The organism is Lutibacter oricola, assembly GCF_900106565.1.
In the GTDB taxonomy this organism is placed as follows: domain Bacteria; phylum Bacteroidota; class Bacteroidia; order Flavobacteriales; family Flavobacteriaceae; genus Lutibacter; species Lutibacter oricola.
On sequence record NZ_FNNJ01000008.1, the window covers coordinates 103,634 to 129,084 of the forward strand.

General features: G+C 30.4%; 19 protein-coding genes and 1 tRNA gene. 6 read left to right on the forward strand and 14 right to left on the reverse strand.

Features of this window, described 5'->3' with window-relative positions:
* Positions 1–74: 74 nt before the first annotated feature.
* The 9 genes from BLU40_RS13515 to polA all read right to left on the reverse strand — a co-directional run bounded on the left by BLU40_RS13515 (position 75) and on the right by polA (position 12,257).
* Positions 75–2,441 (reverse strand): efflux RND transporter permease subunit, encoded by a 2,367-nt coding sequence (locus BLU40_RS13515; RefSeq protein ID WP_090124587.1) that lies wholly within the window; start codon positions 2,439–2,441, stop codon positions 75–77.
* A 54-nt stretch (positions 2,442–2,495) separates the two neighbouring features.
* Complete coding sequence (locus BLU40_RS13520) at positions 2,496–5,012, reverse strand: DUF5686 and carboxypeptidase-like regulatory domain-containing protein (protein ID WP_090124590.1); 2,517 nt, start codon at positions 5,010–5,012, stop codon at positions 2,496–2,498.
* Positions 5,013–5,102: 90 nt separating this feature from the next.
* On the reverse strand, positions 5,103–5,657 hold the full coding sequence (gene frr / locus BLU40_RS13525) for a ribosome recycling factor (RefSeq protein WP_090124593.1): 555 nt from the start codon (positions 5,655–5,657) through the stop codon (positions 5,103–5,105).
* A gap of 24 nt (positions 5,658–5,681) precedes the next feature.
* On the reverse strand, positions 5,682–6,389 hold the full coding sequence (gene pyrH / locus BLU40_RS13530; protein WP_090124597.1) for a UMP kinase: 708 nt from the start codon (positions 6,387–6,389) through the stop codon (positions 5,682–5,684).
* 129 nt (positions 6,390–6,518) lie between these two features.
* Positions 6,519–7,484, reverse strand: a complete 966-nt coding sequence (gene tsf, locus BLU40_RS13535) for a translation elongation factor Ts (protein WP_090124600.1) — start codon at positions 7,482–7,484, stop codon at positions 6,519–6,521.
* Between the two features lie 44 nt (positions 7,485–7,528).
* Positions 7,529–8,287: a 30S ribosomal protein S2 gene (rpsB, locus tag BLU40_RS13540; RefSeq protein WP_090124603.1), complete on the reverse strand. Its 759-nt coding sequence runs from the start codon at positions 8,285–8,287 to the stop codon at positions 7,529–7,531.
* A 174-nt stretch (positions 8,288–8,461) separates the two neighbouring features.
* Positions 8,462–8,848: a 30S ribosomal protein S9 gene (gene rpsI / locus BLU40_RS13545; protein ID WP_090124605.1), complete on the reverse strand. Its 387-nt coding sequence runs from the start codon at positions 8,846–8,848 to the stop codon at positions 8,462–8,464.
* A complete protein-coding gene (gene rplM / locus BLU40_RS13550) occupies positions 8,848–9,303 on the reverse strand; it encodes a 50S ribosomal protein L13 (protein ID WP_090124608.1) in 456 nt (151 codons plus the stop codon). The genes rpsI and rplM overlap by 1 nt, the downstream gene beginning before the upstream one ends.
* Before the next feature lie 137 nt (positions 9,304–9,440).
* Complete coding sequence (gene polA / locus BLU40_RS13555) at positions 9,441–12,257, reverse strand: DNA polymerase I (protein WP_090124611.1); 2,817 nt, start codon at positions 12,255–12,257, stop codon at positions 9,441–9,443.
* A gap of 103 nt (positions 12,258–12,360) precedes the next feature.
* On the opposite strand from polA, the gene BLU40_RS13560 reads away from it, so the two are divergent.
* The 5 genes from BLU40_RS13560 to BLU40_RS13580 all read left to right on the forward strand — a co-directional run bounded on the left by BLU40_RS13560 (position 12,361) and on the right by BLU40_RS13580 (position 18,404).
* Positions 12,361–14,313 carry a T9SS type A sorting domain-containing protein gene (locus tag BLU40_RS13560; protein WP_139170973.1) on the forward strand — a complete coding sequence of 651 codons (1,953 nt, stop codon included), beginning with the start codon at positions 12,361–12,363 and terminating at the stop codon, positions 14,311–14,313.
* A 2-nt stretch (positions 14,314–14,315) separates the two neighbouring features.
* Positions 14,316–15,344 carry a hypothetical protein gene (locus BLU40_RS13565; RefSeq protein WP_090124616.1) on the forward strand — a complete coding sequence of 343 codons (1,029 nt, stop codon included), beginning with the start codon at positions 14,316–14,318 and terminating at the stop codon, positions 15,342–15,344.
* A gap of 72 nt (positions 15,345–15,416) precedes the next feature.
* Positions 15,417–16,631, forward strand: a complete 1,215-nt coding sequence (locus BLU40_RS13570) for a metallophosphoesterase (protein WP_090124619.1) — start codon at positions 15,417–15,419, stop codon at positions 16,629–16,631.
* 146 nt (positions 16,632–16,777) lie between these two features.
* Complete coding sequence (serB, locus tag BLU40_RS13575; protein WP_090124622.1) at positions 16,778–18,001, forward strand: phosphoserine phosphatase SerB; 1,224 nt, start codon at positions 16,778–16,780, stop codon at positions 17,999–18,001.
* A gap of 106 nt (positions 18,002–18,107) precedes the next feature.
* Entirely contained in the window at positions 18,108–18,404 is a 297-nt protein-coding gene (locus BLU40_RS13580) for a thioredoxin family protein (protein ID WP_090124626.1), read from the forward strand.
* Here the strand turns inward: BLU40_RS13580 and BLU40_RS13585 are convergent.
* Together BLU40_RS13585 and BLU40_RS13590 are read right to left on the reverse strand one after the other, a co-directional pair.
* A complete protein-coding gene (locus tag BLU40_RS13585; RefSeq protein ID WP_090124629.1) occupies positions 18,401–19,042 on the reverse strand; it encodes a polysaccharide deacetylase family protein in 642 nt (213 codons plus the stop codon). The genes BLU40_RS13580 and BLU40_RS13585 overlap by 4 nt on opposite strands.
* Before the next feature lie 8 nt (positions 19,043–19,050).
* Entirely contained in the window at positions 19,051–22,137 is a 3,087-nt protein-coding gene (locus BLU40_RS13590) for a glycosyltransferase family 117 protein (RefSeq protein ID WP_090124632.1), read from the reverse strand.
* Between the two features lie 172 nt (positions 22,138–22,309).
* Here BLU40_RS13590 and BLU40_RS13595 point away from each other — a divergent pair.
* Positions 22,310–22,380: transfer RNA gene (locus tag BLU40_RS13595), tRNA-Gln, on the forward strand.
* A 219-nt stretch (positions 22,381–22,599) separates the two neighbouring features.
* On the opposite strand, the gene BLU40_RS13600 is transcribed toward BLU40_RS13595, so the two are convergent.
* Genes BLU40_RS13600 through BLU40_RS13610 form a run of 3 tightly spaced genes read right to left on the reverse strand, consistent with a single transcriptional unit; the run spans position 22,600 to position 25,375 of the window.
* A complete protein-coding gene (locus BLU40_RS13600) occupies positions 22,600–23,904 on the reverse strand; it encodes a TRAP transporter large permease (protein WP_175454794.1) in 1,305 nt (434 codons plus the stop codon).
* Positions 23,905–23,906: 2 nt separating this feature from the next.
* Complete coding sequence (locus tag BLU40_RS13605; RefSeq protein WP_090124635.1) at positions 23,907–24,398, reverse strand: TRAP transporter small permease; 492 nt, start codon at positions 24,396–24,398, stop codon at positions 23,907–23,909.
* 2 nt (positions 24,399–24,400) lie between these two features.
* Positions 24,401–25,375: a TRAP transporter substrate-binding protein gene (locus BLU40_RS13610; protein WP_090124638.1), complete on the reverse strand. Its 975-nt coding sequence runs from the start codon at positions 25,373–25,375 to the stop codon at positions 24,401–24,403.
* Positions 25,376–25,451: the final 76 nt, after the last annotated feature.

The following is a 25,451-nucleotide window of genomic DNA, read 5'->3' on the forward strand; positions in this document are numbered from 1 at the left end:
TTTTAGGTTTACAAAGATACAATTACAAATGAAAGTTAGAAACTTTGAAAGTTAAACTTTAAGCATTGTTGTGGTTATTTTTCATCTTCTGGAGGTAAAATATCTAAAGTTGGTTCTTTAAATATTTTTTTGTTAGCAATACTTTTTTCTAATGAAAGTAATAATGAAGGTAAAAGTATAAGATTCGATATCATTGCAAATAGAAGAGTTATAGAAACTAAACCACCTAATGCAATAGTTCCACCAAAACTAGAAACTGTAAATACTAAAAATCCAAAAAATAAAACTATTGAAGTATAAAACATACTTACACCAGTTTCGCGAAGGGCTCCGTAAACAGATTCTTTTATACGCCAATTATTTGCTTTTAGTTCTTGTCGATATTTTGCTAAAAAGTGAATTGTATCATCTACCGAAATTCCAAAGGCAATACTAAACACCAAAATTGTAGATGGTTTTATTGGTACGCCTAAATAACCCATTAAGCCAGCTGTAATTAGTAAAGGAAATATATTTGGCAGTAATGATATTAATATCATTCTAAACGACCTAAACATAAATGCCATAAAAATTGCAATTAATAGTACGGCTAACGAAAGTGAAATAACTAGGTTATTAATTAAAAAATGTGTTCCTTTTAAGAAAACTAACGCTTTTCCGGTCATTGATACGGTGTAATTTTCTTTTGGAAATTCTTTGTCTATTTTTTGTTGAATTCTATCTTCAATTATAGCCATTTTATCTGTACCAATATCTTTCATAAAAGTGGTCATTCTAGCAAATCTACCTGTAGAATCTACATAACTCTCTAGCATGTTAGAATTTTCGGTAGAGTTTTTTGCGTAAGAAAGAATCCAGTTTTTTTCTTGATTATTTGGTAATTGATAATATTTTGGTTTTCCGCTATAAAAGGCTTGCTTAGAGTATTTAACTATGTTTAAGGCAGAAATAGATTTGGAAAGTTGAGGGATTTCGTTAATTGTTTCATCTAACTTTTCCATTTTTTTCAAAGTAGAAAGTTTCATAACACCTTTTTCTTTCTTGGTGTCAATTAAAATTTCTAGAGGCATAATACCTCCAAATTCCTCTTCAAAAAATACAATATCTTTAAAAAACTCTTTGCCTTTTGGCATATCTTCAATTAAGCTACCAGAAACTTTTATCATGTAAACACCAATTATACTTACAATAATTATTGAAGTTGTAGCAATATAAACAGCTATTCTATGATGTCTAACAATAGATTCCATCCAGTTTACAATAGCATCAATCCACTTACGTTCTAAATGTTTTAAATGCTTTTCTTTTGGCAATGGTAAAAAGCTATACATTATTGGTATAATTAATAATGCTAATACAAATATTGCCAAAATATTTATAGATGCAATTGTACCAAACTCACGAAGTAACTGACTTTTTGTAAAAATAAATGTTGCAAAACCAGAAGCCGTAGTAACATTTGTCATTAACGTAGCGTTACCAATTTTTGAAATTACGCGTTGTAATGATTTTGCTTGGTTACCGTGTTTTTTAACTTCTTGTTGGTATTTGTTAATTAAAAATATAGCATTAGGCACTCCAATAACAATAATTAATGGCGGTATTAATGCCATTAAAACTGTGATTTCATATTGAAATAAACCAATAAAACCAAAAGCCCAAATTACTCCAATACTTACTACAAGTAGTGTAATAAAAGTAGCTCTAAAAGAACGGAAGAAGAAAAAGAAAATAAGTGCTGTAACTGCTAGAGCTAAACCAACAAACATTCCAATTTCATCAATAATGTTTTGAGCATTCATGGTGCGTATATATGGCATACCTGATACTCGTATATTTACATTATAATCACTTTCAAATTTTTCTATAGTAGGATTTAAAGAGTCAAAAACAAAATCTTTTCGTGCAGCTGTGTTTACTATGTCTTTACGCATATAAACAACGGTTCTAATTGTACCAGTTTCTTTATTGTATAAAATGTTGTCGAAAAATGGAAGATTATCAAACAATTCATGTTTAATATTTTGAACTTCTTTATTTGTAGTTGGATTTTTGCTGTATAAAGGTTCTACATCAAATTTCTTTTTAGTAGTGTTTTTCTTTAATTTTTTAATATCACCAATTGCTATGGTAAAATCTACTTCACTAAAACTGTCTAACTTTTTAGATAAATTATTCCAGGCATTAAATTTATCTACATCAAAAATTGTTGAATCTTGAACTGCTAGAATTACTAAATTTCCTTCTTCGCCAAATTGTTCTAGAAACTTGTTGTATTCTACATTTACTTCATGATTTTCGGGTAAAAGATTGGCTTCAGTATATGAAAAACGCATGTTTTCCATTTGCTGAGATAAATAATAAGTAAAGGCTGCTATTATAATAAGAATAATATATCTGCCTTTTAAAATAATTCTAGATACTGACGTCCAAAAATCCATTCAAAAAATTTTTGCAAAGTTAGTAAAATAGTTGAGCTTTAGATGCTTTGTTGTTTAAAATCCTAGCCTAAACTTGTAAGTTAATTTTACAGCTAAATTATCACTTACTTTTAAATTTTGGTTTGGCCCATATCTATAAAAAGTACTGAATCCTAAACCTTTAAAAAGTTCGTTTAATTCAATTCCACTTTCAAAATATCCCTTTTTTAAACTTTTAAAGGTAATATTTTTATGGTATGCAATATTATCTATAGTTCCTAGAGCAGTTCTGGTTACTAAAGTAACTTGTGGATGAAACTTTTTAGTAATTTTAAATGGTTTTAATTGATGTTTAATGTGTAGTGCAGAAAACCTATCCGAAATAAACTCATTATAGCCCATAGTTTCAAAACTATTTTTACCTGCAAATGTAATTCGGTTAAACCAAGGGTTTTTTTGAGTATAGTTAGGAGTTGTGTTGTATAAATGCGTAATAGGTGCATCTCCAAAAACAATACCTCCTTCTAATAATATTGAGGTTGTGGCTTTGCGTAAGCGTTTTATTTTATGAAAAATTCTTAAGTTAAACTGTGTAAAACCAAAATCACTATCTAGCATGTTTTTAATACTCTTAGTTGCTTGAAAAGTAATTTGAGGGTATTCATTTTTAATAGTAAGCTTACCAATAGGAGAATTCATATATTCATTCTTTGGGTTATATTGAATGCCTATTGCAGCTGTTGTTAAGTTATATTCATTTAAGTTTTTATCTCCAGAAACATATTGATAATCGAAAAGAGGTTTGTATTTACCTGTGCTAAATTGAAGTTTTGCTTCTAAATTTGGCTGAATGTCATGTGTAAGATACCCTTTAATGGTTTTGTAATTGTAAAACTTACTTATGTTTAAGTTTCTTGGATTAACAGGAGAAAATGAGGTGTTTTTTGAAATAAAATTTAGAGATGCTGCTTCAGAAATGTCATTTGTGTAATTTGCACCAAACCAAGTGTTATAATCTTTATTAAGTCTTACAGCACCACCAAAGCTGTACTTAAATTTGTTATCTTTTGTACCGTAAGCAGCATAAGATTCAATTCTAAATTTGGTAGAAAAATTACGATTAGTAGCTCCTCCAAAACCTAATCGTAAACCTTCGTAATTGTTTAAGTTTATAATTTTACCCAAATTTAAATTTAAGTATTTGGTTGGATATTCACCTTTTAAAATGTGCCTGGCTAAATTTATTTTTTTATCTATACCTTCTTCTTCAGCAATACTATCTAATTTATAATAAGTTGTAATTCCTCTTTTGGTTATTGAATCAGTACGGTAAGTGTTCCAAAACTCGGTAGGTTTTTTATGTGCATCCTCATTAAATTCTAATGTAGAGGCAGAGTTTTTAACCTTAACGGTAGTATTAATTTCAATATTTGAATTTGTTGTTTTTGAAATAAAATAAGTAATGTCTTCTGGTTTTTTACCTTTAGGTTTAATAATTGAATCGTTAGGTTTATTGCTAGAAAACTTAACAGCACCACCAAAAAGCAGCATTTTTTTACTGTTATTACCTTTTTTTAATACAATGTTTTGATTGGATGGAAACCAAGTTTTATATGCTTGTTTGTAAATATAATCTTGCTCTGCCTTTACGTTTACAACACCTTTTAGTTCAGCAATTCCTTTTGTTATTGCAAAAGTTTCTGTATCTAAATATAAAAGACCTTCAATACCTAAGATGTTCTTTTCATCTTTAGGTTTTGGTTTAAAATAAACTACATACGTTTTTTTATTTTGAATTTTTGTAGTGTCTAATATTTTATAATTGTAGTGTTTTAGAGCGTTAGTAGCTATTGGATTTATATATTTAGTTCCAGCAATAGAATAAAACTCATTGTAAAACGAAAAATCTTGAAACGTTAAAGCAAGAATTTCATATAATGGTTGTTTTAAGCCTGCCATTCTAGAAGCTAAAATAGTTTCTTTTTTCTTTTTTCCCTTTTGAAATTTAAATTCAGACACTTTTTCTGAAATAAATAAATGTTGTACATCTATTTCTTTTTTGAATTTAAAATTTGTAGAATCTAATTTTTTAAATGTTTTTTTTCCTTCTTTTAAAACATAAATGCTATCTATTTTATTACTTATTGAATCTGGATTTGCAGTAACCAAAACCTTGTTGTAAGCATTAAATTTAAATGTAGCTAAAGATTTTTCTATGTTATTTTTCGATTTGTTTTCTATTGTATTTCGTATAAGTTGAAGTGCAGGGTTTTCTTTGGCAGTAATTAAAACTTCGTTTAAATTTTCAACAGATGGTTTTAATTTAATTTTTACAAACTTGTCTTTATTAGTAATATCAATTTTAACACTTTTATATCCAACATACGAAACTTCAATAGCTGAAATTGTAGAACTAGATTCTATTATAAACTTCCCTTTTGTATTGGTTAAAGTTCCAGAATTTGTATTTGTTATTACAGATGCGTAGGGCAGTGGGTTATGATTTTCGCTATCTATAACAATACCTTGTATTTTGTTTTGCGATATAACAAGTATAGGAACTATTAAAAAAAAATACAACAGTTTATTCATAGGTTAGTTTTGTAACTGAAACAAATATAATAAAGTAAAAAAGCACTCGATTGAGTGCTTCTTATTTTGTGAAAAGTTTAACGAAGAATGTTAAACCTTCATAATTTCTATATCTTTTATTTTGTATTGCTCATCAACAATAGCAATATATTTATCTGTTAAGTTTTGAATGTCAACCTCTGCATTGTTTTGCATATCTTCAGAAGCGTCAGATTTTTTAATTTCTTGCATAGCTTCTCTACGGTCGTTTCTAATACTAACTTTAGCGTGTTCTGCTTCTGCCTTAGCTTGTTTAGAAAGTTCTTTACGTCTTTCTTCAGTTAAAGCAGGTACATTAATAATTATAATTTCACCGTTGTTCATTGGATTGAAACCTAAATTAGCAATCATAATTGCTTTTTCGATTTCGTGTAGCATATTTTTTTCCCAAGGTTGCACAGTAATTGTATGTGCATCCATAGTTCCAACATTAGCAACTTGAGTTAGCGGAGTTTGACTTCCATAATAATCAACAGTAACACTTCCAATCATTGCAGGACTAGCTTTACCAGCTCTAATGTTTCTAAATTCTTTTTCTAAATGCTCAATAGCATTGTTCATTAATTCAGTTGTGCTTTCAACTATAAAATTTAATTCTTCAGTCATAATAGAAAAATTTAAGTGTATTTTTTATTTATCAACTAATGTACCAATATTTTCTCCAGAAATTAATTTTTCTAAATTTCCTTTGGTATTCATATCAAAAACTACAATTGGTAAATTGTTTTCTTGGCTTAAAGCAAAGGCTGTCATATCCATTACTTTTAAACCTCTATTCATAACATCTTTATAAGTTATAGATTCGAATTTTGTAGCGTCTTTATCTTTTTCAGGATCTGAAGTGTAAATTCCATCAACTCTGGTTCCTTTAAGTATTGCGTCTGCTCCAATTTCAATAGCTCTTAATACTGCAGCAGTATCTGTTGTAAAATATGGGTTTCCTGTTCCACCACCAAATATTACAACTCTACCTTTTTCAAGGTGTCTAACAGCTCTTCTTTTAATAAACGGTTCAGCAACTTGTTCCATTTTTATTGCAGTTAGTAAACGAGTAATAATACCTTGGTCTTCTAGAGCACTTTGTAGAGCTAAACCGTTAATAACAGTTGCTAGCATACCCATATAGTCACCTTGTACACGATCCATTCCGTTACTAGCACCAGAAACACCTCTAAAAATGTTTCCACCACCAATTACAATTGCAACTTCAATACCTTTATCAGTAATTTTTTTTATTTCTTCAGCATATTCTGCTAAACGTTTTGGATCTATTCCATATTGGCGTTCTCCCATAAGAGCCTCACCACTTAATTTTAAAAGAATTCTTTTGTAAGCCATAATTAATTTGAAAGTTATGCAAATATAAGATTTTAATTATTTAGAATTTATATTTTTTAAGTGTTGAAATAAAAAAAGCCTTTCTAAGTATATAGAAAGGCTTTTTTAAATTGTATAATAAGATATTACTTATACTAAAGAAACTCTTTTAAAAGCTGTAACTTCTACACCAATACTATTAACGTATTCTGCAACAGTTTTCTTTTCGTCTTTAATAAAGTTTTGATCTAATAAACATTGCTCTTGATCTAAAGTAGTGTTATCAGAAATAAATCTTTCTAATTTTCCAGGAAGAATTCTATCCCAAATAGCTTCTGGCTTACCTTCAGCTTTAAGTTCTTCTTGTAATTTAACTTTAGTAGCTTCAATTACTTCGTCACTTAATTGAGATCTAGAAATAAATGTAGGAATGTTTTTTAACGTTTTTCCTAATCTTCCTAATTCAATATTTTCTTTTTCAATAACAGCAATTCTAGCTTCTGTTTCTGAAGCAACAAATTCTGGGTCAAAATCTTTGTAAGATAATATTGAAGCTCCCATTGCAGCAGCTTGCATAGAAATGTCTTTAGCAACAACATCAGCACCATCTACACTAGCAGATAAAGCAGATACAGCAGCAATTTTGTTTCCAGCGTGAATGTAAGAACCTACAAAACCACCTTCAACAACTTCAAAAGTACCAATTTCTAATTTTTCACCAATTACACCAGTTTGCTCAATTAATTTTTCAGCAACAGTCATTCCTCCAAAATCAGCTTCCATAAAAGCTTCTTTAGAGTCACAAGTAACTGCAATTGCAGCAAATTCGTGAGCTAAAGCAACAAAAGCGTCGTTTTTAGCAACAAAATCAGTTTCACAATTTAATGAAATAATAGCACCTTTAGTGTTACCTTCATTAACTTTAGCTATAACAGCACCTTCTGAAGAATCTCTATCAGCTCTTTTTGCAGCAACTTTTTGTCCTTTTTTACGTAAAATTTCAATTGCTTTGTCAAAATCTCCTTCTGCTTCAACAAGTGCATTTTTACAGTCCATCATACCAGCTCCGGTAGACTGTCTTAATTTATTTACTTCTTGGGCCGTAATTTTTGCCATATTAATATTATTTTTTGTTGAACAAATGCTCAACTATTTTACAATTATTTTTTTTCTTCAGCTTTAACTTCTTTAGCTTTTGTTTCCTCAGCTTTAGGAGCTTTTTCTTTGCTTGCTTTTCTATCAGCTAAACCTTCTGCAACAGCATCAGTGATATAACCTAAAATTTTATCAATTGATTTAGATGCATCATCATTCGCAGGAATTACATAGTCTACACCTCTTGGATCAGAGTTTGTATCAACCATAGCAAAAATAGGAATGTTTAATTTTTGAGCTTCAGCAACAGCAATGTGTTCTTTTTTAATGTCAACAATAAAAATTGCACCTGGTAAACGAGTCATATCAGAAATAGAACCTAAGTTTTTTTCTAATTTAGCTCTTTGACGGTTAATTTGTAATTGTTCTCTTTTAGATAAAGCGTTGAATGAACCATCTTGTTTCATTCTGTCAATAGAAGACATTTTTTTAACGGCTTTTCTAATTGTTACAAAGTTTGTTAACATACCACCTGGCCAACGCTCAGTAATGTAAGGCATGTTAATGCTTGTAGATTTGCTAGAGATAATTTCTTTAGCTTGTTTTTTTGTAGCTACAAAAAGAATTTTTCTTCCTGAGATAGCTATCTTTTTTAAAGCATCAGCTGCTTCGTCAATTTTAGCTGCAGTTTTATAAAGGTCAATAATATGAACTCCATTACGCTCACCATAAATATATGGTGCCATATTTGGATCCCACTTTCTTGTTAAGTGACCGAAGTGTACACCTGCGTCTAATAATTCTTTAATTTCAATATTTGCCATTTGTATTTAGTTTACGTTCCGTTGAGACTTAGCAATAGGGAAGTAGCGCAATCGCGATCTTCCCTATTTGGATGCTAAACTTTTTACAGTCATTGACTGATCAACGACAACTTTGTTTTAATTTTATTTTCAATGAACCACCAAATAAATTGATGAACCAATAATGTAAACGGATTAACGTTTTGAGAATTGGAATTTTTTTCTTGCTTTCTTTTGACCGAATTTCTTACGTTCAACCATTCTAGAATCTCTAGTAAGTAAACCATGAGGTTTTAATAAAGATCTATTTTCTTCATTAATTTCTATTAATGCTCTTGAAATTGCAAGTCTAATAGCTTCAGCTTGACCAGTAACACCACCACCGTAAACATTTACTTTTACGTCATAAGCGTCAACATTATCTGTTAATGCAAATGGTTGCTTTACTTTATATTGTAAAGTTGCTGTTGTTAAATAGTCGTTTAAATCTTTTTTGTTAACAGTAACTTTTCCAGTTCCTTCAGTAACATAAACACGAGCTACAGCTGTTTTTCTTCTACCTATTTTGTGAATTGTACTCATTATCTTAGATCGTTTAAGTTAAGTGCTTTTGGTGATTGAGCTTCTTGATTGTGCTCTGCACCAGCATATACATATAAGTTTCTGTAAAGTGCGCTACCTAATTTGTTTTTTGGTAACATACCTTTAACTGCTTTTTCTACAAGACGCGTAGGGTCTTTTTCGAACATTTCTGTTGCAGTTAACGATCTTTGTCCACCTGGGTAACCTGTGTGACGGATATAAGATTTGTCTGTCCACTTTTTACCAGTTAGATTAATTTTTTCTGCGTTGATTACTACCACATTGTCTCCACAGTCTACGTGAGGAGTGTAATTTGGCTTGTACTTACCTCTAATTAGCATTGCTACTTTAGAAGCTAGACGACCCAACGTTTGCCCGTCTGCATCAACAACTAACCACTCTTTATTAGCAGTCTCCTTGTTTGCTGATACTGTTTTGTAACTTAATTTACTCACAATTAAATTCTTTGTTATTGTTAAACATTTGTTTTATCTCCCTAAAAAGGGAGTGCAAATGTACAATTAATTATTTATATAACAAACAGCGTTTTAGCTATATTTAACTGTTCTTTAAAATAAGTTGCTTTTTTATCTTAATGTGCTTCTAACCAGTTTAATCCCTCGCCTAAATCTACAGTTAAAGGAACAGATAATTTAAAAGCGTTTTCCATTTCTGTTTTAATTAAAGTAGTTAAGGTTTCTTTTTCGCTATTGTGCATATCAAAAACCAATTCATCATGCACTTGTAAAAGCATTTTAGAATTAAAATTTTGTTCTATAAGTTTTTGCTGAATTTTAATCATTGCAATTTTAATTATGTCTGCAGCGCTACCTTGTATTGGAGCGTTAACAGCATTTCGTTCATCAGCCGATCGAACAATTGCATTTTGAGAGTTTATATTTTTTAAATACCTACGTCTTCCTAATACTGTTTCAACATAACCATTTTCTCTTGCTAGATCTACTTGTTTTGCAATGTATGCTTTTAACTTTGGAAAGGTTTCGTAATAATTATCTATTAGTTCTTTAGCTTCTTTTCGAGATTTTTTTAATTGTTGTGCTAATGTAAAAGCTCCTTGACCGTATATAATACCAAAGTTTACAGCTTTTGCATCGCTTCTTTGAGAGCGTGTAACCTCTTCTAAAGGGATATTAAAAACTTTTGCAGCTGTAGAGGCGTGAATATCTTCTCCTTTATTAAAGGATTCTATCATACTTTCATCTTCACTTAAAGCAGCAATAATTCTTAGTTCAATTTGTGAATAATCGGCTGCTAGTAGCGTATAGTTTTTATCTCTTGGTACAAATGCTTTTCTAACCTGTTTTCCGCGTTCTGTTCTAATTGGTATATTTTGTAAGTTTGGATTGTTAGAGCTTAATCTACCTGTGGCAGCAACTGCTTGGCTATATGTTGTATGAATTCTATTTGTAGTTTTATTTACTTCATTAGGTAAAGCATCTACATAAGTATTTTTTAATTTAACTAAACCTCTCCATTCTAAAATTTCACGGACAATTTCGTGTTCAGCGGCAAGTTTAGATAAAATTTCTTCGCCTGTAGCATATTGTCCTGTTTTGGTTTTTTTAGGTTTTTCAACCAGTTTTAAATGATCAAAAAGAACATCTCCTAATTGTTTAGGTGATGCTAAGTTAAATTCAACTTCAGCTTTTTTATAAATTGAAGTTTCTAATGTTACTATGTCATTGTTTAAGGCTTCAGAAAGTGAATTTAAAAACTCACTATCCATATTTACACCTTCTAATTCCATTGAAGCTAATACCTTTAATACGGGTAATTCAATATTATTGTATAACTTGGTAAGATTGTTTTTTTCTAAATCTTCTTCAAAAAGTTGTTTTATTTGAAACGTTAAATCGGAATTTTCTATTGCGTACGTAGCTTGTTTTTCAATTGGTATTTGAGGAAATGAAAGTTGGTTTTTTCCTTTTTTCCCGATTAGAGATTCTAATGTTTGTGGACGATAGTTTAAATAAGTCTCAGCCAATACATTTAAATCGTGTCGCATATCTGGGTGTAATAAATAATGCGCTAGTTTGGTGTCAAACAATTTACCTTTTAATTGTATGTTGAAATTAATTAATGTTTTGCTGAAGTCTTTAATGTTTTGGCTAATTTTTTCGATAGCTTCATTTTCGAAAAATGGTTTTAAGTCTTCTAGTATTTCTTTTGAATTATCATCATTAATTATAATGTAGTAACCTTTTCCTTTTTCGTAAGAGAAAGAAATTCCAATAATTTTAGTTTCAAAAAGTATATCGCCTTCAGTTTCTATATGAAAAGCAACTGAAGTTTGTTCTTCTAATTTTTTAATAAATAACTTGCGAGCTATTGGCGTATTAATATATTGGTATACTTGGTTTGTGTTTTCAGCCTCATTATAACCTGAGTTTGTGTCTGTGCTTTCGGCAGGTGCGGCAAATAAATCGAATTGTTGACCTGTTGAAGGAGTAGCTTTTTTTGAAGTTTTAGTATCTGAGTTGGTTTCTTCTGTTTTTGGTGCTACGTTAACGTTGAAAATTTTAGACATGCTTTCTGCAATTCGTCTAAATTCTAATTCTTTAAAAATTTCATTTGTTTTTTCAAAATCTGGAGAGTTCAATTCGAAATCTTGTTCATGAAATTCAACAGGGCAATCTAAAATTATGGTAGCTAATTTTTTTGATAGAAGTCCAAGCTCTTTATTAGCTTCAACTTTTTCTTTCATTTTACCTTTTAACTCGTGTGTGTTTTCTAATAGCCCTTCCATACTTCCGTAGGCTTTTAAAAACTTTTTAGCAGTTTTATCTCCAACACCTGGTAAACCTGGAATATTGTCAACTGCATCTCCCATCATTCCTAAATAATCTATTACTTGTTCAGGTCTTTCTATTTCAAATCTTTTTTGAACTTCAGGAATTCCCCAAATTTCAATACCATTACCCATTCTAGCAGGTCGATACATAAAAATGTTTTCAGAAACTAGCTGAGCAAAATCTTTATCGGGTGTTACCATATAGGTTTGGTAGCCTGCTTTTTCTGCTTGTTTAGAAAGGGTTCCAATTAAATCATCTGCCTCGAAACCTTCTTTTTCAATAATTGGAATGTGCATTGCTTTTAATATTTCTTGAATATATGGTACTGCAATTTTAATAGCTTCAGGAGTTTCTTGTCTGTTTGATTTATATTCGGGAAAAGCTTCGTTTCTGAGGTGAGAGCCTCCTTTATCAAAGGCAACTGCTAAATGATCTGGTTTTTCTCTTTTAATTACATCTAATAAAGAATTAGTAAAACCTAATATGGCAGAAGTGTCCATTCCTTTAGAATTAATTCTTGGATTTTTAATTAGAGCGTAATAACCTCTAAAAATTAATGCAAAGGCATCTAGTAAAAAAAGTCGTTTTTGTTGCATAAATGGCGCTTTATTGTAAATATTTGGTAAAATATGATTAATGTCATTTTATTTTTTGGTTTTTCATCTTAAATTTAGGGTATCAATCCCTAATCCCTACAAGATGAAACAAAACTATTTTGTTTTATTAACTATATGTATCTTTTATTTGCAGTCTGTTAGATGTCAGATTGCAAATGAAGGAACATTGCAAATCAATAATTCTACTACAGTTTATTTTGGTGCTGAATATACAAATAATTCAGGCGGAATTCACAATTGTCACGGTGATTTATATTTAAATAGTAATTTTATAAATAATGGAATTACTTCAGCTAATTCAGGTACAACTATTTTTTCAAGTTCATCTAATTTAATTCAAACAATTTCAGGAGATTCAGATACTTTTAACTTTTATAATTTAACAATAAATCAGACAGCCGTAAATAATAAAGGTGTATTGGTTTCTGATAACATAGGTGTTTTAGTTAAAAATGCTGTTAATTTAACCGATGGAGATTTAAGGCTAGCTGGTGAATCTCAACTTGTGCAAACTCATACAGGAACTAGTTTAAATACATCTGTTTCTGGAAAATTACATATTGATCAGCAAGGGTATGCTTCAGCATATGGCTATAATCATTGGAGTTCACCAGTTAATAATGGTGGTGTTTTTATATTTAATAGTGCATTGTATGATGGTACAGATGCAGATTTAAACCCATTTGATTCTCAGCAAGTTTTATTTAATTCAGGGAGTCCTTATAATGGGTTACCTTCGGTAATAGATGGTTCTGGAAATGTTACAACTCCGTTAACAGTAAATACAACTTGGCTGTATAAATTTTCCAGAGGAGGAACAAATGATTATGGAAGTTGGATTAAACTTGACGAAACAAGTGATCTTGTTCCTGGTGAGGGTTATTTAATGAAAGGAACTAATACTACTGATCCAACTCAAAATTATGTGTTTAGAGGAACTCCAAATGATGGAGATTATTCTTTTCCTGTTGGACCAGATGAATCTAATTTATTTGGAAATCCTTACCCTAGTTCTTTAGACGCAAAAAAGTTTATAGAAGATAACATATCTGTTTTTGATGGTACACTTACTTTTTGGGTAGAAGGCGGGTCTCCGAGTCATTATTTATCAGATTATGTGGGAGGTTATGCAACAAGAAATTTAACAACAGGAGTTTCAGCTTCTGTAAGCCCTTTAGGTGCTGGTTTTGGTTCTGCCGATAATAGTGTTCCAACACAGTTTATTGCTGTGGGACAAGGTTTTTTTATTAATACAGACGCTGAAGGAACTGTAGACTTCAAAAACTCACAAAGATCATATAAAAGTGAGGCTTTAGGAGAAACTATTCATTATAGAACTTCAGAAGAACAAAATAGTTTTATAAGAATTGGTTATGAGGATCCAGAAGGTTTTCATAGACAAATAGCACTTGGGTTTTTGCCAGGTTCTGTTGCGGATTTAAATTATAACCAAGGTTATGATGCTTTGATTTCAGATGAGAGAGAAGATGAATTGTTTTTTGTTATAGAGAATGATTTATCTAAGAAATATGTAATTCAAGGTGTTGGTGAATATAGAAGCACCTATGAGTTTGATCTAGGATTAATAATGACCGAAGAAGGATCACACACAATAATGTTGGATGGAGTTGAAAATTTTAATGATGATGTTTTTATTAAAGATGAAGAATTGGGAATAGTGTATGATTTAAATGAAGAAAACTATAATGTACTATTGTCTCCAGGAAGTTATTTAAATAGATTTAAGTTGGTATTTATAAATAGTGGAACGTTAAATGTAAATGACATTGAGCAAAAATCTTTAAATGTGTTTTTTAATTCTATTGATAAAAAAATTACAATTCTAAATCCAAATTATAAGAATATTTCTAATCTAAATATTTTTAATAGTGTAGGTCAAAATGTAATGAGTCGCTTTATTAGCAATAATATATCAGATAGAATAGAATTGCCTTTTAATGTTTCAGAAGGAATTTATTATGTGAAAATAATTGTAAATGGAAAAGAAGAGAGTTATAAAATTTTAAACCTATAAAAATGAAAAAAGGATCATTTAAAATACATTTAATACTTTTTGTATTATTGTTTTTTACGGTAAACATTCATGCACAAGTTGGGGTTGGTACTACAACTCCTGACGCATCATCAATGCTAGATGTACAATCAACTACAAAAGGGATGTTAATTCCTAGAATGACAACAACACAAAGAGAAGCGATAAGTTCTCCTGCAAATGGATTATTAGTTTTCGATACAGTTACGGATACTTTTTGGTTTTATTCAATTGCTTGGGAAGAGCTGGTAAGCGGATCAGCAAGTACTAGTATTAAAGATGCCGATGATGATACAAAAATAGAAGTTGAAAAAAATGCCGATGATGATAAAATTAGATTGTCAACTCTAGGTAATGAAAGAATGACTATTGATAAAGATGGTAATACTAGAATTGGTGACGGAGTAAATAACACTTATATTGAAGATGACGGTTCTTTAAGTTATGAAGGTACAGCAACACGTTATGATGATTTAAAAGTACCTGTTTTTTCTACAAATAGAGACGGGTCTAAACCACCAAATTTTTATTGGTTTCAAGATGTGAATGGTGGAAGTGGTGATGGAAGTCAAGGTGTTTTTGCGTATTGGTTTGATAAAAATAACGAGGAAGAAGTGTATTTTATGGTGCAAATGCCACATGGTTGGAGCGAAGGAACTGATATTTACCCGCATATTCATTGGTCTGCAAAATCTAATGTTGGCTCAAGTAAAGTAAAATGGGGGTTAGAGTATACTTGGTCTAATGTTGGGGATGCTTTTGGAGCTTCGACAATTATTTACGGAAGTGATCCTGTTGCTACTTATGCTCCTATTTCGGCATATGAACATGCCATTACTCCATTACCTACAATGTCAGGTACAGGAAAATCATTATCAAGTATGATAATATGTAGAGTTTTTAGAGACGCAACAGATAGCGAAGATAATTATGGAGCTGATGCAGGTTTGTTGGAAATTGATTTCCATTATCAAATAGATTCAGATGGAAGTAGAGAGCAGTATGTAAAATAAATTGAACGTTAAAAACTTCATAAAAATATTTTGTAAATATAAAGAGTCGTAAAATAAAATTAGATTTGTTTTATGATTAAATGGATAATTCTTGTTGTAATCCTATTTTTAGTAGATTTTTATGCTTTTCAAAGTGTTAAAAATATTACTAAAAATAGGGTTTTTATTGTTGGGTATTGGTTAGTTTCGTTATTAATAACTGCTAATTTTATTTATAGAATTAATACTATAGATGGTTCTAAAGGAATTGGTCAGCCCGTAATGTTTGCTTTTGGCTTATTGGTGTTAACTATTGTTCCAAAAATAGCATTAATGTTGGTTCTTTTTGCTGAAGATATTTTTAGGGTTGGAAAACTTATTGTTGGTTTTTTTACTAGTAATTCTAATTCTGGGCTAGTAGAAAGAAGAGAGTTTGTTAGTAAATTAGCCTTAGGTATAGCTGCAATTCCGTTTACTTCTGTTTTGTATGGTATGGTAAAAGGTAAGTACAATTACCAAGTAATAAAACACACTTTATTTTTTGATGATCTTCCAGACGCTTTTGATGGCTTTAAGTTAACTCACTTATCGGATATTCATAGCGGAAGCTTTGATAATGCTTCTAAAATAGAATACGGAATAGATTTAATAAACGAGCAAGCATCGGATGTAATTTTGTTTACTGGAGATTTAGTAAATAATTTGGCTGAAGAAATGGATGAATGGATTCCGTATTTTAGTAAGTTGAAAGCTAAGGATGGAAAATATTCAGTCTTAGGGAATCATGATTATGGAGAGTATATACGTTGGGAGTCTAAAGAAGCTAAAGAAAATAATTTTGAAGCTGTTAAGCAAATTCACCCAAAAATGGGTTTTAATTTGTTGTTGAATGAAAGTGTTTATTTAGAAAGAGGAAATGATAAAGTTGCTTTGGTTGGAGTCGAAAATTGGGGAACTAAATTTAAAAAAGCAGGAGATTTAAATCTCGCTTCATCTAAAATTAATAAAGAAGATTTTAAAATTTTAATGAGTCATGACCCATCTCATTGGGAAACTGAGGTTAAAGAGAATGATAAAAATTATCATTTAACATTGAGTGGACATACACACGGAATGCAATTTGGAATTGAAATTCCTGGTATAAAATGGAGTCCTGTTCAATACGTTTATAAGTATTGGGCTGGCATTTACAAAGAGTTTGGTAGATATATTAATGTAAATAGAGGTTTTGGATTTTTAGCATTCCCAGGTCGTATTGGAATATGGCCAGAAATAACAGTTATAACCTTAAAAAAATCAAAAAGCTAAATTTTACACATAGAATTGGGCTAAAATTGTTATTTAATTAATGATATGTTTAAAAATGTGAAATAAAGATAATTCACATTAATTTAAATAGTAACTACTTGGTTGTTATCAAAAAAAGTACCAATTTCACGGTTCTTAAATTAATTATGGCAACAGAAATTTTCTTATTAAATATATCAGGTCAAGATAAACCAGGTTTAACTGCAGCATTAACTGATGTTCTTTCAGAATACGGAGCAAAAATTTTAGATATTGGTCAAGCAAATATTCATGATACGCTATCATTAGGTATGATGTTTGAAATTCAATCTGGAGAAAAATCTGCAGCAGTACTTAAAGATTTACTTTTTAAAGCGTATGAGTTAGGTATTACTGCAAAATTTAATCCTGTATCTTTAGATGATTATGAAAAGTGGGTTACACTTCAAGGTAAAGACAGGTATATTATAACCATTTTAGGCGAAAAATTAGAAGCAGAACAAATATCTGAGGTAACAAAAGTAATTTCAGAAAAGAATTTAAATATAGATTCAATTAAAAGATTAACTGGACGTTTGTCTTTGGTGAAAGAAGAAGAATATCCTAGAGCATCTATACAGTTATCTATAAGAGGAAAAATTGATTGTAAAGCTGAATTTACAGAGAAGTTTATGCAAATTTCTCAAGATTTAGATGTAGATATAGCTTTTCAAGAAGATAATATTTATAGAAGAAATAGGCGTTTGGTATGTTTTGATATGGATTCTACGTTAATTCAAACTGAGGTTATTGATGAATTAGCTATGCGCGCAGGTGTTGGAGATCGGGTAAAGGAAATTACAGAATCTGCAATGAACGGGGAAATTGATTTTAAAGAAAGTTTTAAAGAACGAATGAAGCTTTTAAAAGGTTTAAATGAAGATGTTTTAAAAGATATTGCGGTTAATTTACCTATTACAAAAGGAGCAAGACGATTAATTGATGCGCTAAAAAGTTACGGATTTAAAACAGCTATATTATCAGGTGGGTTCACTTATTTTGGACACTATTTGCAGAAAGAATTAGGTATGGATTATGTGTATGCCAATCAGTTAGAAATTGAAGATGGTAAACTTACAGGTAATTATTTAGGGCCAATAGTAGATGGTGATAAAAAAGCAGAATACCTTAGAGAAATAGCTAAAAAAGAAGGGATAGATATTGGTCAAACAATTGCAGTAGGTGATGGGGCTAATGATTTAGCAATGCTTAATATTGCTGGTTTAGGTATAGCATTTCACGCAAAACCAAAAGTAAAAAACAATGCTCAAAGTTCTATTTCAAGTATTGGTTTAGATGGTGTATTGTATCTTTTAGGTTATCACGATAGGCAAATAGATTTACTTGATTAAAATTGCTCTAAATAGGTAAAATTGCCTTTATTCAATTAAAATGTTACATTTGTAAGTATACAACTCCTTATATTATAAGGTGTTTGTTCCAAAAAAAGAATGAAATATGGCAAAATTTGGAGAATTAATTAGTTCAGATATACCCGTTTTAATCGATTTTTATACGGAGTGGGAAGAAGATACCGATAGCTTACATAGTAAGCTTAGAGATGTTGCTGCTGCTTTAGGTGATAAAGCCAAAGTTATAAAAATAGATATAGATAAAAATGAAACTTTAGCTAATGCCTTGAGAATAAAAGGGAATCCAACTTTTATTATTTATAAAGATGGTGAAATGAAATGGCGCCAATCTGGAGATCAGGATGCAAATACGCTTATTAGTCTAGTTGAAAAGTATTATTAATCTAAAGCGTTGAATTTATATCCTTGTGCTGTGTAATACTCTAGTATTTGCGGTAAAACAAATTTTACTTTATTAGCAGCTTTTATGCTGTCATGAAAAACAATAATACTTCCATTTGTTGTGTTTTCTATTACATTGTGTAAACACTTTTCGTTTGAAATTTCTGTATCGAAATCGGCACTTAATACATCCCACATTATAATTTTATACCCTTTTTTACGAAGCTTTTTACTAACACTAAGTTTTAATTTTCCGTAAGGAGGTCTAAATAATTTACTATTTTGATGTTTTGATTGGTTTATTTGTGTTTCTGCTAAATCAACATTTTTTAAAAACTCAACATCTGGCGTGCTCGAACTTTTTAAATGGTTATTGGTATGGTTGCCAATAGAATGTCCTTTATCAATTATGTTTTTAAAAATATTTGGATGTTCTTTGACATTTTTTCCAATGCAAAAAAAAGTTGCTTTTGCATTATATTTATCGAGTTCATTTAATACCCAATTTGTAATGCCTTCGGTTGGACCATCGTCAAAAGTTAAATAAATTGTTTGTCCTTTCTTTTTAGAAATACTCCACACCCATTTATTGAAAAAAAGTTTAACAATATTGGGTGTTTTAACAAAGTATTTTTTCATTATTGTAATTATTCGTCTTGAATTAAAAAGTCAAAAAGTTTTAAGTAACTAATATACTCATCTTTTAAAACAGTAGCGTAATTCTCATCGTCATATTTAATGGCTGTTTTTACAAGCTGATCGTACATTAATAAACTACGTTCTAATTGTTCTTCAATACTATTGAAATAAGACTCGTCAAACTGGCTGTAGTATGTTAGTTTTTCTTGGAATACAGTTTTTAATTCATTAGATAGTTTTCTAGCCTTTTCTTTTTTATCTAAAGCATAATACAAATCCAAATAAGGTATAAGCATACTGTGGTGTCCAAACTTGTCTACCGGCATTTTTTCTAAAGATAAATCTAAAATTTCTTCAGCTTTGTCGAGCTTCTTTTCAATAAGTAATGTTTTAGCTAAACGCTCCATATTATTTCTGTATGAAACGGAATTTTTACGTGTTTCAGGATCTAAATAAATGCTATTATCTGTAATGTTTCTCCAATCCCAATTTTTAACATTTTGATACATAATGTCTGAATTAACACGGCCCATTTCAAAGAAATTCCCATCGCTAGGTGTATAAATAGGAACCAATCTATATGTCATACCATCAAGCTGTAAATAATCTTTCATCCAAATATATTCTTCAGGAGCTTGAGCACCACCAGTAAAATAAATTGGTTTTTCCCAATTGTTGTTAGCTATAATGTCTAACATTAATATTCTATTTTTTGTTAGAGTTCTTCCGAAGTTAATATCAATATAAGGTACAATTAAATCTGCATCTTTTTTAGCAACAATTCCACTGCGTAAAACAGCTTCTTTATCTACAGGAATTCTAATTTTGTTTGAAGGCAATATTTTTTCTGAAATACCATCGTCATCAAGATCATATTTAGTAATCTCTTTGTCGCTTTCAATCCACTTCATTAAATAATCTAGCGTAACGGTAGAATCTTTTAGTTGAGGTATTATTTCTTCAAAATAATAAGCTACATCTAAAGTTCCCCATTTGTATTTGTCATGAGTAAGTTTAGACGGAATAGGGTCCGCTTTATATGTTTTACGCTTCATTTGGTCTATATACCAATCAGTTTGAAATAAACTAGTGTTAATTAGCTTAATATCCGTTCTGTAATTTTCAACCTCTTGCATGTACCAAAGTGGAAAAGTGTCATTATCTCCAATGGTAAACATAATGGCATTTTCTGCACAAGAATCTAAATAAGCTTTTGCATTTAGGTGAGAAGTGTAACGATTAGATCTATCGTGGTCGCCCCAATTTTCTGCAGCCATTAAAGTTGGTACAGCCAATAATGAAATTACCGAAACTGCTATTGCTACAGTAGTTTTATTTGCGTGTTTTTTAAGCCCTTCATATAAAGATAATACTCCAAAACCTATCCAAATTGCAAAAATATAGAAGGACCCAACTACCGCATAATCACGTTCTCGTGGTTCAAACGGTTTTGGGTTTGTATAAAATATAATTGCTAAACCTGTAAAAGCAAAGAATAGTAATAGTACATAAAAATTTTGCTTGTCCTTTTTTAGATGGAACAATAGCCCAATAATTCCCAAAATAAACGGTAAGAAATAATAAGCATTTCGACCTTTATTTTCTTTTATTTCTGAAGGTAAATTAGATTGTGGTCCAAGTCGCATTTCATCAATAAACTTTATACCGCTAATCCAATTACCATTTTGTAAATCTAGTTGACCTTGTTCATCGTTTTGTCTACCAACAAAATTCCACATAAAATAACGACCGTACATATACCCAAATTGGTAATCAATCATAAAGGTTATGTTTTCTAAAAAAGTAGGTCTACGCTTGCTTTTTTGAGGAATACCGGCAATTGCTTTGTAGTTTTTTATTACAGAAGGATCTGGGTTAACCATTCGGGGAATAAAACCTTTGTGTTTACTGCTCCAGTTTGGTAAAGCGTCTTTATAATTATTTACAATAATGTATTTACCTTGTTTTTCATCTTTCTCATATTTAGGCTTATCGTCTTTTGAAGGATTTTTTTTATCCTGCTCTCTGTTGTAAGCTAAAGAGTAATAAGTATCGTAAAAAACATTGGCATCACCGTATTGTTCACGATTGTAATACGCTAATAATTCTCTAGCGCTCGATGGGTTGTTCTCATTAATTGTAGTATTAGCATTTGCTCTAATTGGTAGCATTAACCAAGAAGAGAATCCAAGCATAATAAACAATACTGATAGAATTAACGTGTTTGCACCAACAAGTTTCTTTTTGTGTGTGTATTGAATTCCGAAGTAGAACAATGCAACTACTAAAACACCTGCAATAATACTTCCTGAGTTAAATGGAAGCCCAATAGAATTTACAAAAAATAATTCTAAAGCACTAAAGTATTTTAAAGTGTATGGGAATAATAATTTAAAAACAAATGCTAATACCAAAATTGAAACTACATTGGCAATAGCAAAAAGTTTAATGTTATTAATGTCGTATTTTTTATAGATATATAAGAAGACAATAGAAGGTATTACAAGTAACGATAAAATGTGAACACCAAATGATAAACCAACTACAAAGCTTATTAAAAGTAGCCACTTGTTACCTTGCGGTTTGTCCATTTCACTTTCCCAACGTAAACCAAGCCAAAATAATAGAGCCATTAAAAACGAAGACATAGCGTAAACTTCACCTTCTACAGCGCTAAACCAAAAACTGTCTGAAAACGTATAAGCTAAAGAACCTACAACTCCACTACCTAAAATGGCAATAGATTTACTTTTAGAAAGTTCTAATGGGTTTTTTACTAACTTTTTGGCTAAAATTGTAATAGTCCAAAACATAAATAGTATAGTAAAAGCACTTGCTAAGGCAGACATGAAGTTGACCATTTTAGCAATCTCAGTTACATCTGTGGTAAACATAGCAAAAAACGCTCCAAGCATTTGAAATAAAGGAGCTCCTGGTGGATGCCCAACTTCAAGTTTTACAGCTGTTGATATGTATTCACCACAATCCCAGTAGCTAACTGTTGGTTCTAGTGTTAGTGTGTATGTTAGTAATGCAATTGCAAAAGTTACCCAGCCAGCAATTGTATTCCATTTGGTAAAGTTGAAGGTGTTCATATATATTTTTTTAACCGTGGCGAATTTAATAAAATTAAACTTAATTATTGAGAATTAGAACGGTACAAAGCTAGAAATAAGTATTAAAGAGTTGTTAAAAATATTTTTATGAAAAAAAGTGAATATTTATTTGCGGAATTAAATATTTGCCTTAAATTTGCAATCGCAAAAATGACCTATGGTGTAATGGTAGCACTCCGGTTTTTGGTATCGTCAGTCAAGGTTCGAGTCCTTGTAGGTCAACAACATTTTGCAAAAACCCTTTAAACTTTATTGTTTAGAGGGTTTTGTTATTTTTATAACTTTTTTTTGAAATGATTTTTTATCTGTAAAAAGTTTATTCCTTGCTCTAAAATAAAATTATTTTTTTGACAATTTATTGTAAAATATTAATTGTCTATTATAAAAAGAGCCACTATAAAATTTCATAGTGGCTCTTTTTATATTGTTTTTAATTTTAGACTATAAACCAAATGCATTTGGTAAAGCCATTGATATTTCTGGAATAAAACTAATAAGCATTAATACAGCTACCATAAGAGCTAAAAATGGGAGTAGGGGCCGTATAACCTTTGTAACGGATATTTTGGCAACACCACTACCTACAAAGAGTAAAGTTCCTACTGGAGGAGTACAAATACCAATACATAAATTTAATACAATTACAATTCCAAAATGTACTGGATGCATACCTAAAGTAGTTACAACTGGCAAAAATATTGGTGTAAATATTAATACAGCAGGTGTCATATCCATAAACGTTCCAACAACTAATAAAATAAGGTTGATAGCTAAAAATATGGCAAATTTATTGTTTAAAGATTCCAATAAAAACGAACTAATCATTTCTGGAATACCTTCAAAAGAGAATAACCAAGACATTGCCATAGATGTACAAATTAAAAACATAACTACAGCCGTAGTTTTTGCACTAGATAACAGTACAGATGGAAAATCTTTAGTTTTCATATCTCCATAAATCAACGAAAGTACAGCTGCATATAGTACTGCAATTACCGAAGCTTCGGTAGCAGTAAAGATTCCTGCAACAATACCTCCAACTACAACAACTAGTAATAGTAAACTAAAAAATGCTTTTCTAAAATAAGTCCATATTTCACGTAATGTAGAACGTTTTCCTTTTGAATATCCTTTACTAATAGCTATAAATGCTACATAACCCATAATAGCAAAACCTAATAAAATTCCAGGTAAATACCCTGCAATAAAAAGGGCAGCTACAGAGGCTGTTCCTCCACTTGCCAAAGCATACACAATTAAAATATTACTTGGTGGAATTAATAACCCAGTAGTTGATGCTGTAATATTTACAGATGCACTCAATGTTCGCGGATAACCTTCTTCTTCCATTCTATCTGTCATAATTGAACCAATTGCAGATGCAGCAGCAACTGCAGATCCAGAAATAGCACCAAAAAGCATGGATGCTAATATGTTTACATATGCTAAACCTCCTGGAAGACTAGCAACTAAAGATTTCGCAAAATTTATGAGTCGATTAGCAATTCCTCCTCGCTTCATAATATCACCGGCGAGAATAAAGAAAGGTATGGCTAGTAAAGCAAAACTGTCAATACCAGTTGTCATTCGTTGTGCTATGGTTGTTAAACCTGGCATTTTATCAATATTCAATAATAAACTTAATGTAGTAGCTATTCCAATACTATATGCAACCGGTACTTTAAGCAATAAAAGCGTAAAGAAACTAACAAATAAAACGATAATACTTATAACTTCTATACTCATAATTATAGGTTGATTTTGTTTTTGTAAATATTTGAAATGTGATAAATTGAAAAGCACATAATTAGAAAGCCACTAAAAGGTAAAATAGCATAAATATAACCTAAAGGAATTCGCAGTGTACCCGATAGTTGTTCTAAATGTAAAGTAGTGTAAACTAAATTTAAACCTCCAACAACCATAACTATAAGTGCAAAAAGAAATATTAATATTTCTATAAGAACAGAAACTTTTTTCTTATTCTGATCATTTAATTTATCATATAAAAAATCCATAGATAAATGTTCTCTTTTTCCGTTTAGATAGGCAGCACCTAAAATGGTCATCCAAATTAAACAGAATCTAGCAAACTCTTCTGTCCAAGTGAACGATGTACCTAATAGATATCTTGAAAACACTTGAAACAAAACGTCTAAAACTAAAAGTCCAAAAACGATGATCATAAACCTTTCAAGAAATAGGCATACTTTATTAAAAATAAATTCCGATTTATTCATAATTAATTATTTTTAATTTCATTAACAATAGGAGCCATTTCTGGAAACTCCTTTAAAAATTCTTCAACAACAGATTTCGATTTTTCAGCAAATAAGGATTTGTCTGGAATAATAATTTCTACACCTGCTTTTTTTGAAATGGCCATACATTCTTCAACAGATTCATTCCAAAATATTTTTTCTGCTTGTGCAGATTCGTCTGCCGCTGCTTGTACCCAAATTTGTTCCTGCTCCGTTAAGCTCTCCCAATATTTAGTACCTATTAAAAGTACATCTGGGATTGATGAATGCTGATCTATTGTATAATATTTACAAATTTCATAATGATTAGATGATACAAATGATGGCGGATTATTTTCTGCACCATCTACAACACCTTGCTGAATAGCAGTATATAATTCTCCATATGACAATGGAGTTGCCGATCCACCCAAAGCATTTACCATATTAATTGCCATTTGGTTATTCATTACTCTAATTTTTAATCCCTTTAAATCTTCTGGAGTTCTTATGGCTTTGTTACTAGTGTAAAAACTTCTACTTCCGGCATCATAATAACATAGACCACGTAACCAAAACTTAGATCCTTTTTCTAAAATGGACTTACCTATTTTTCCTTCCAAAACCTCAAATTGATGCTCTTTATCTCTAAATAAATATGGAATTCCTAATATGTGATATTCTGGCACAAAATTAGATAAGGTTGCCGCACTTACTTTAGTTGCTGCTACACTACCAATTTGTAATAACTCTAGAACTTCACGTTCAGAACCTAATTGTCCATCTGGAAATATTTTAACACTTAAAGTTCCATTAGATTTTTTTTCTAATGCCTTTTGAAATTCCAAAATACCTTTATGCACTGGATGTGTTTGAGGTAAAGAGTGTCCTAAGTATAGAACTTTAGTGCCGTTATCTTTTTTGCAAGATGTTATTCCTACAAAGAGAAAGACAATAAGAATTAATTTGTACTTCATAAGTTTATGCATTTTTGTTTGTTTAAAAGGAGTGTAAATATAATCAATTCAAAACAAATACAATCGATTGTATTTT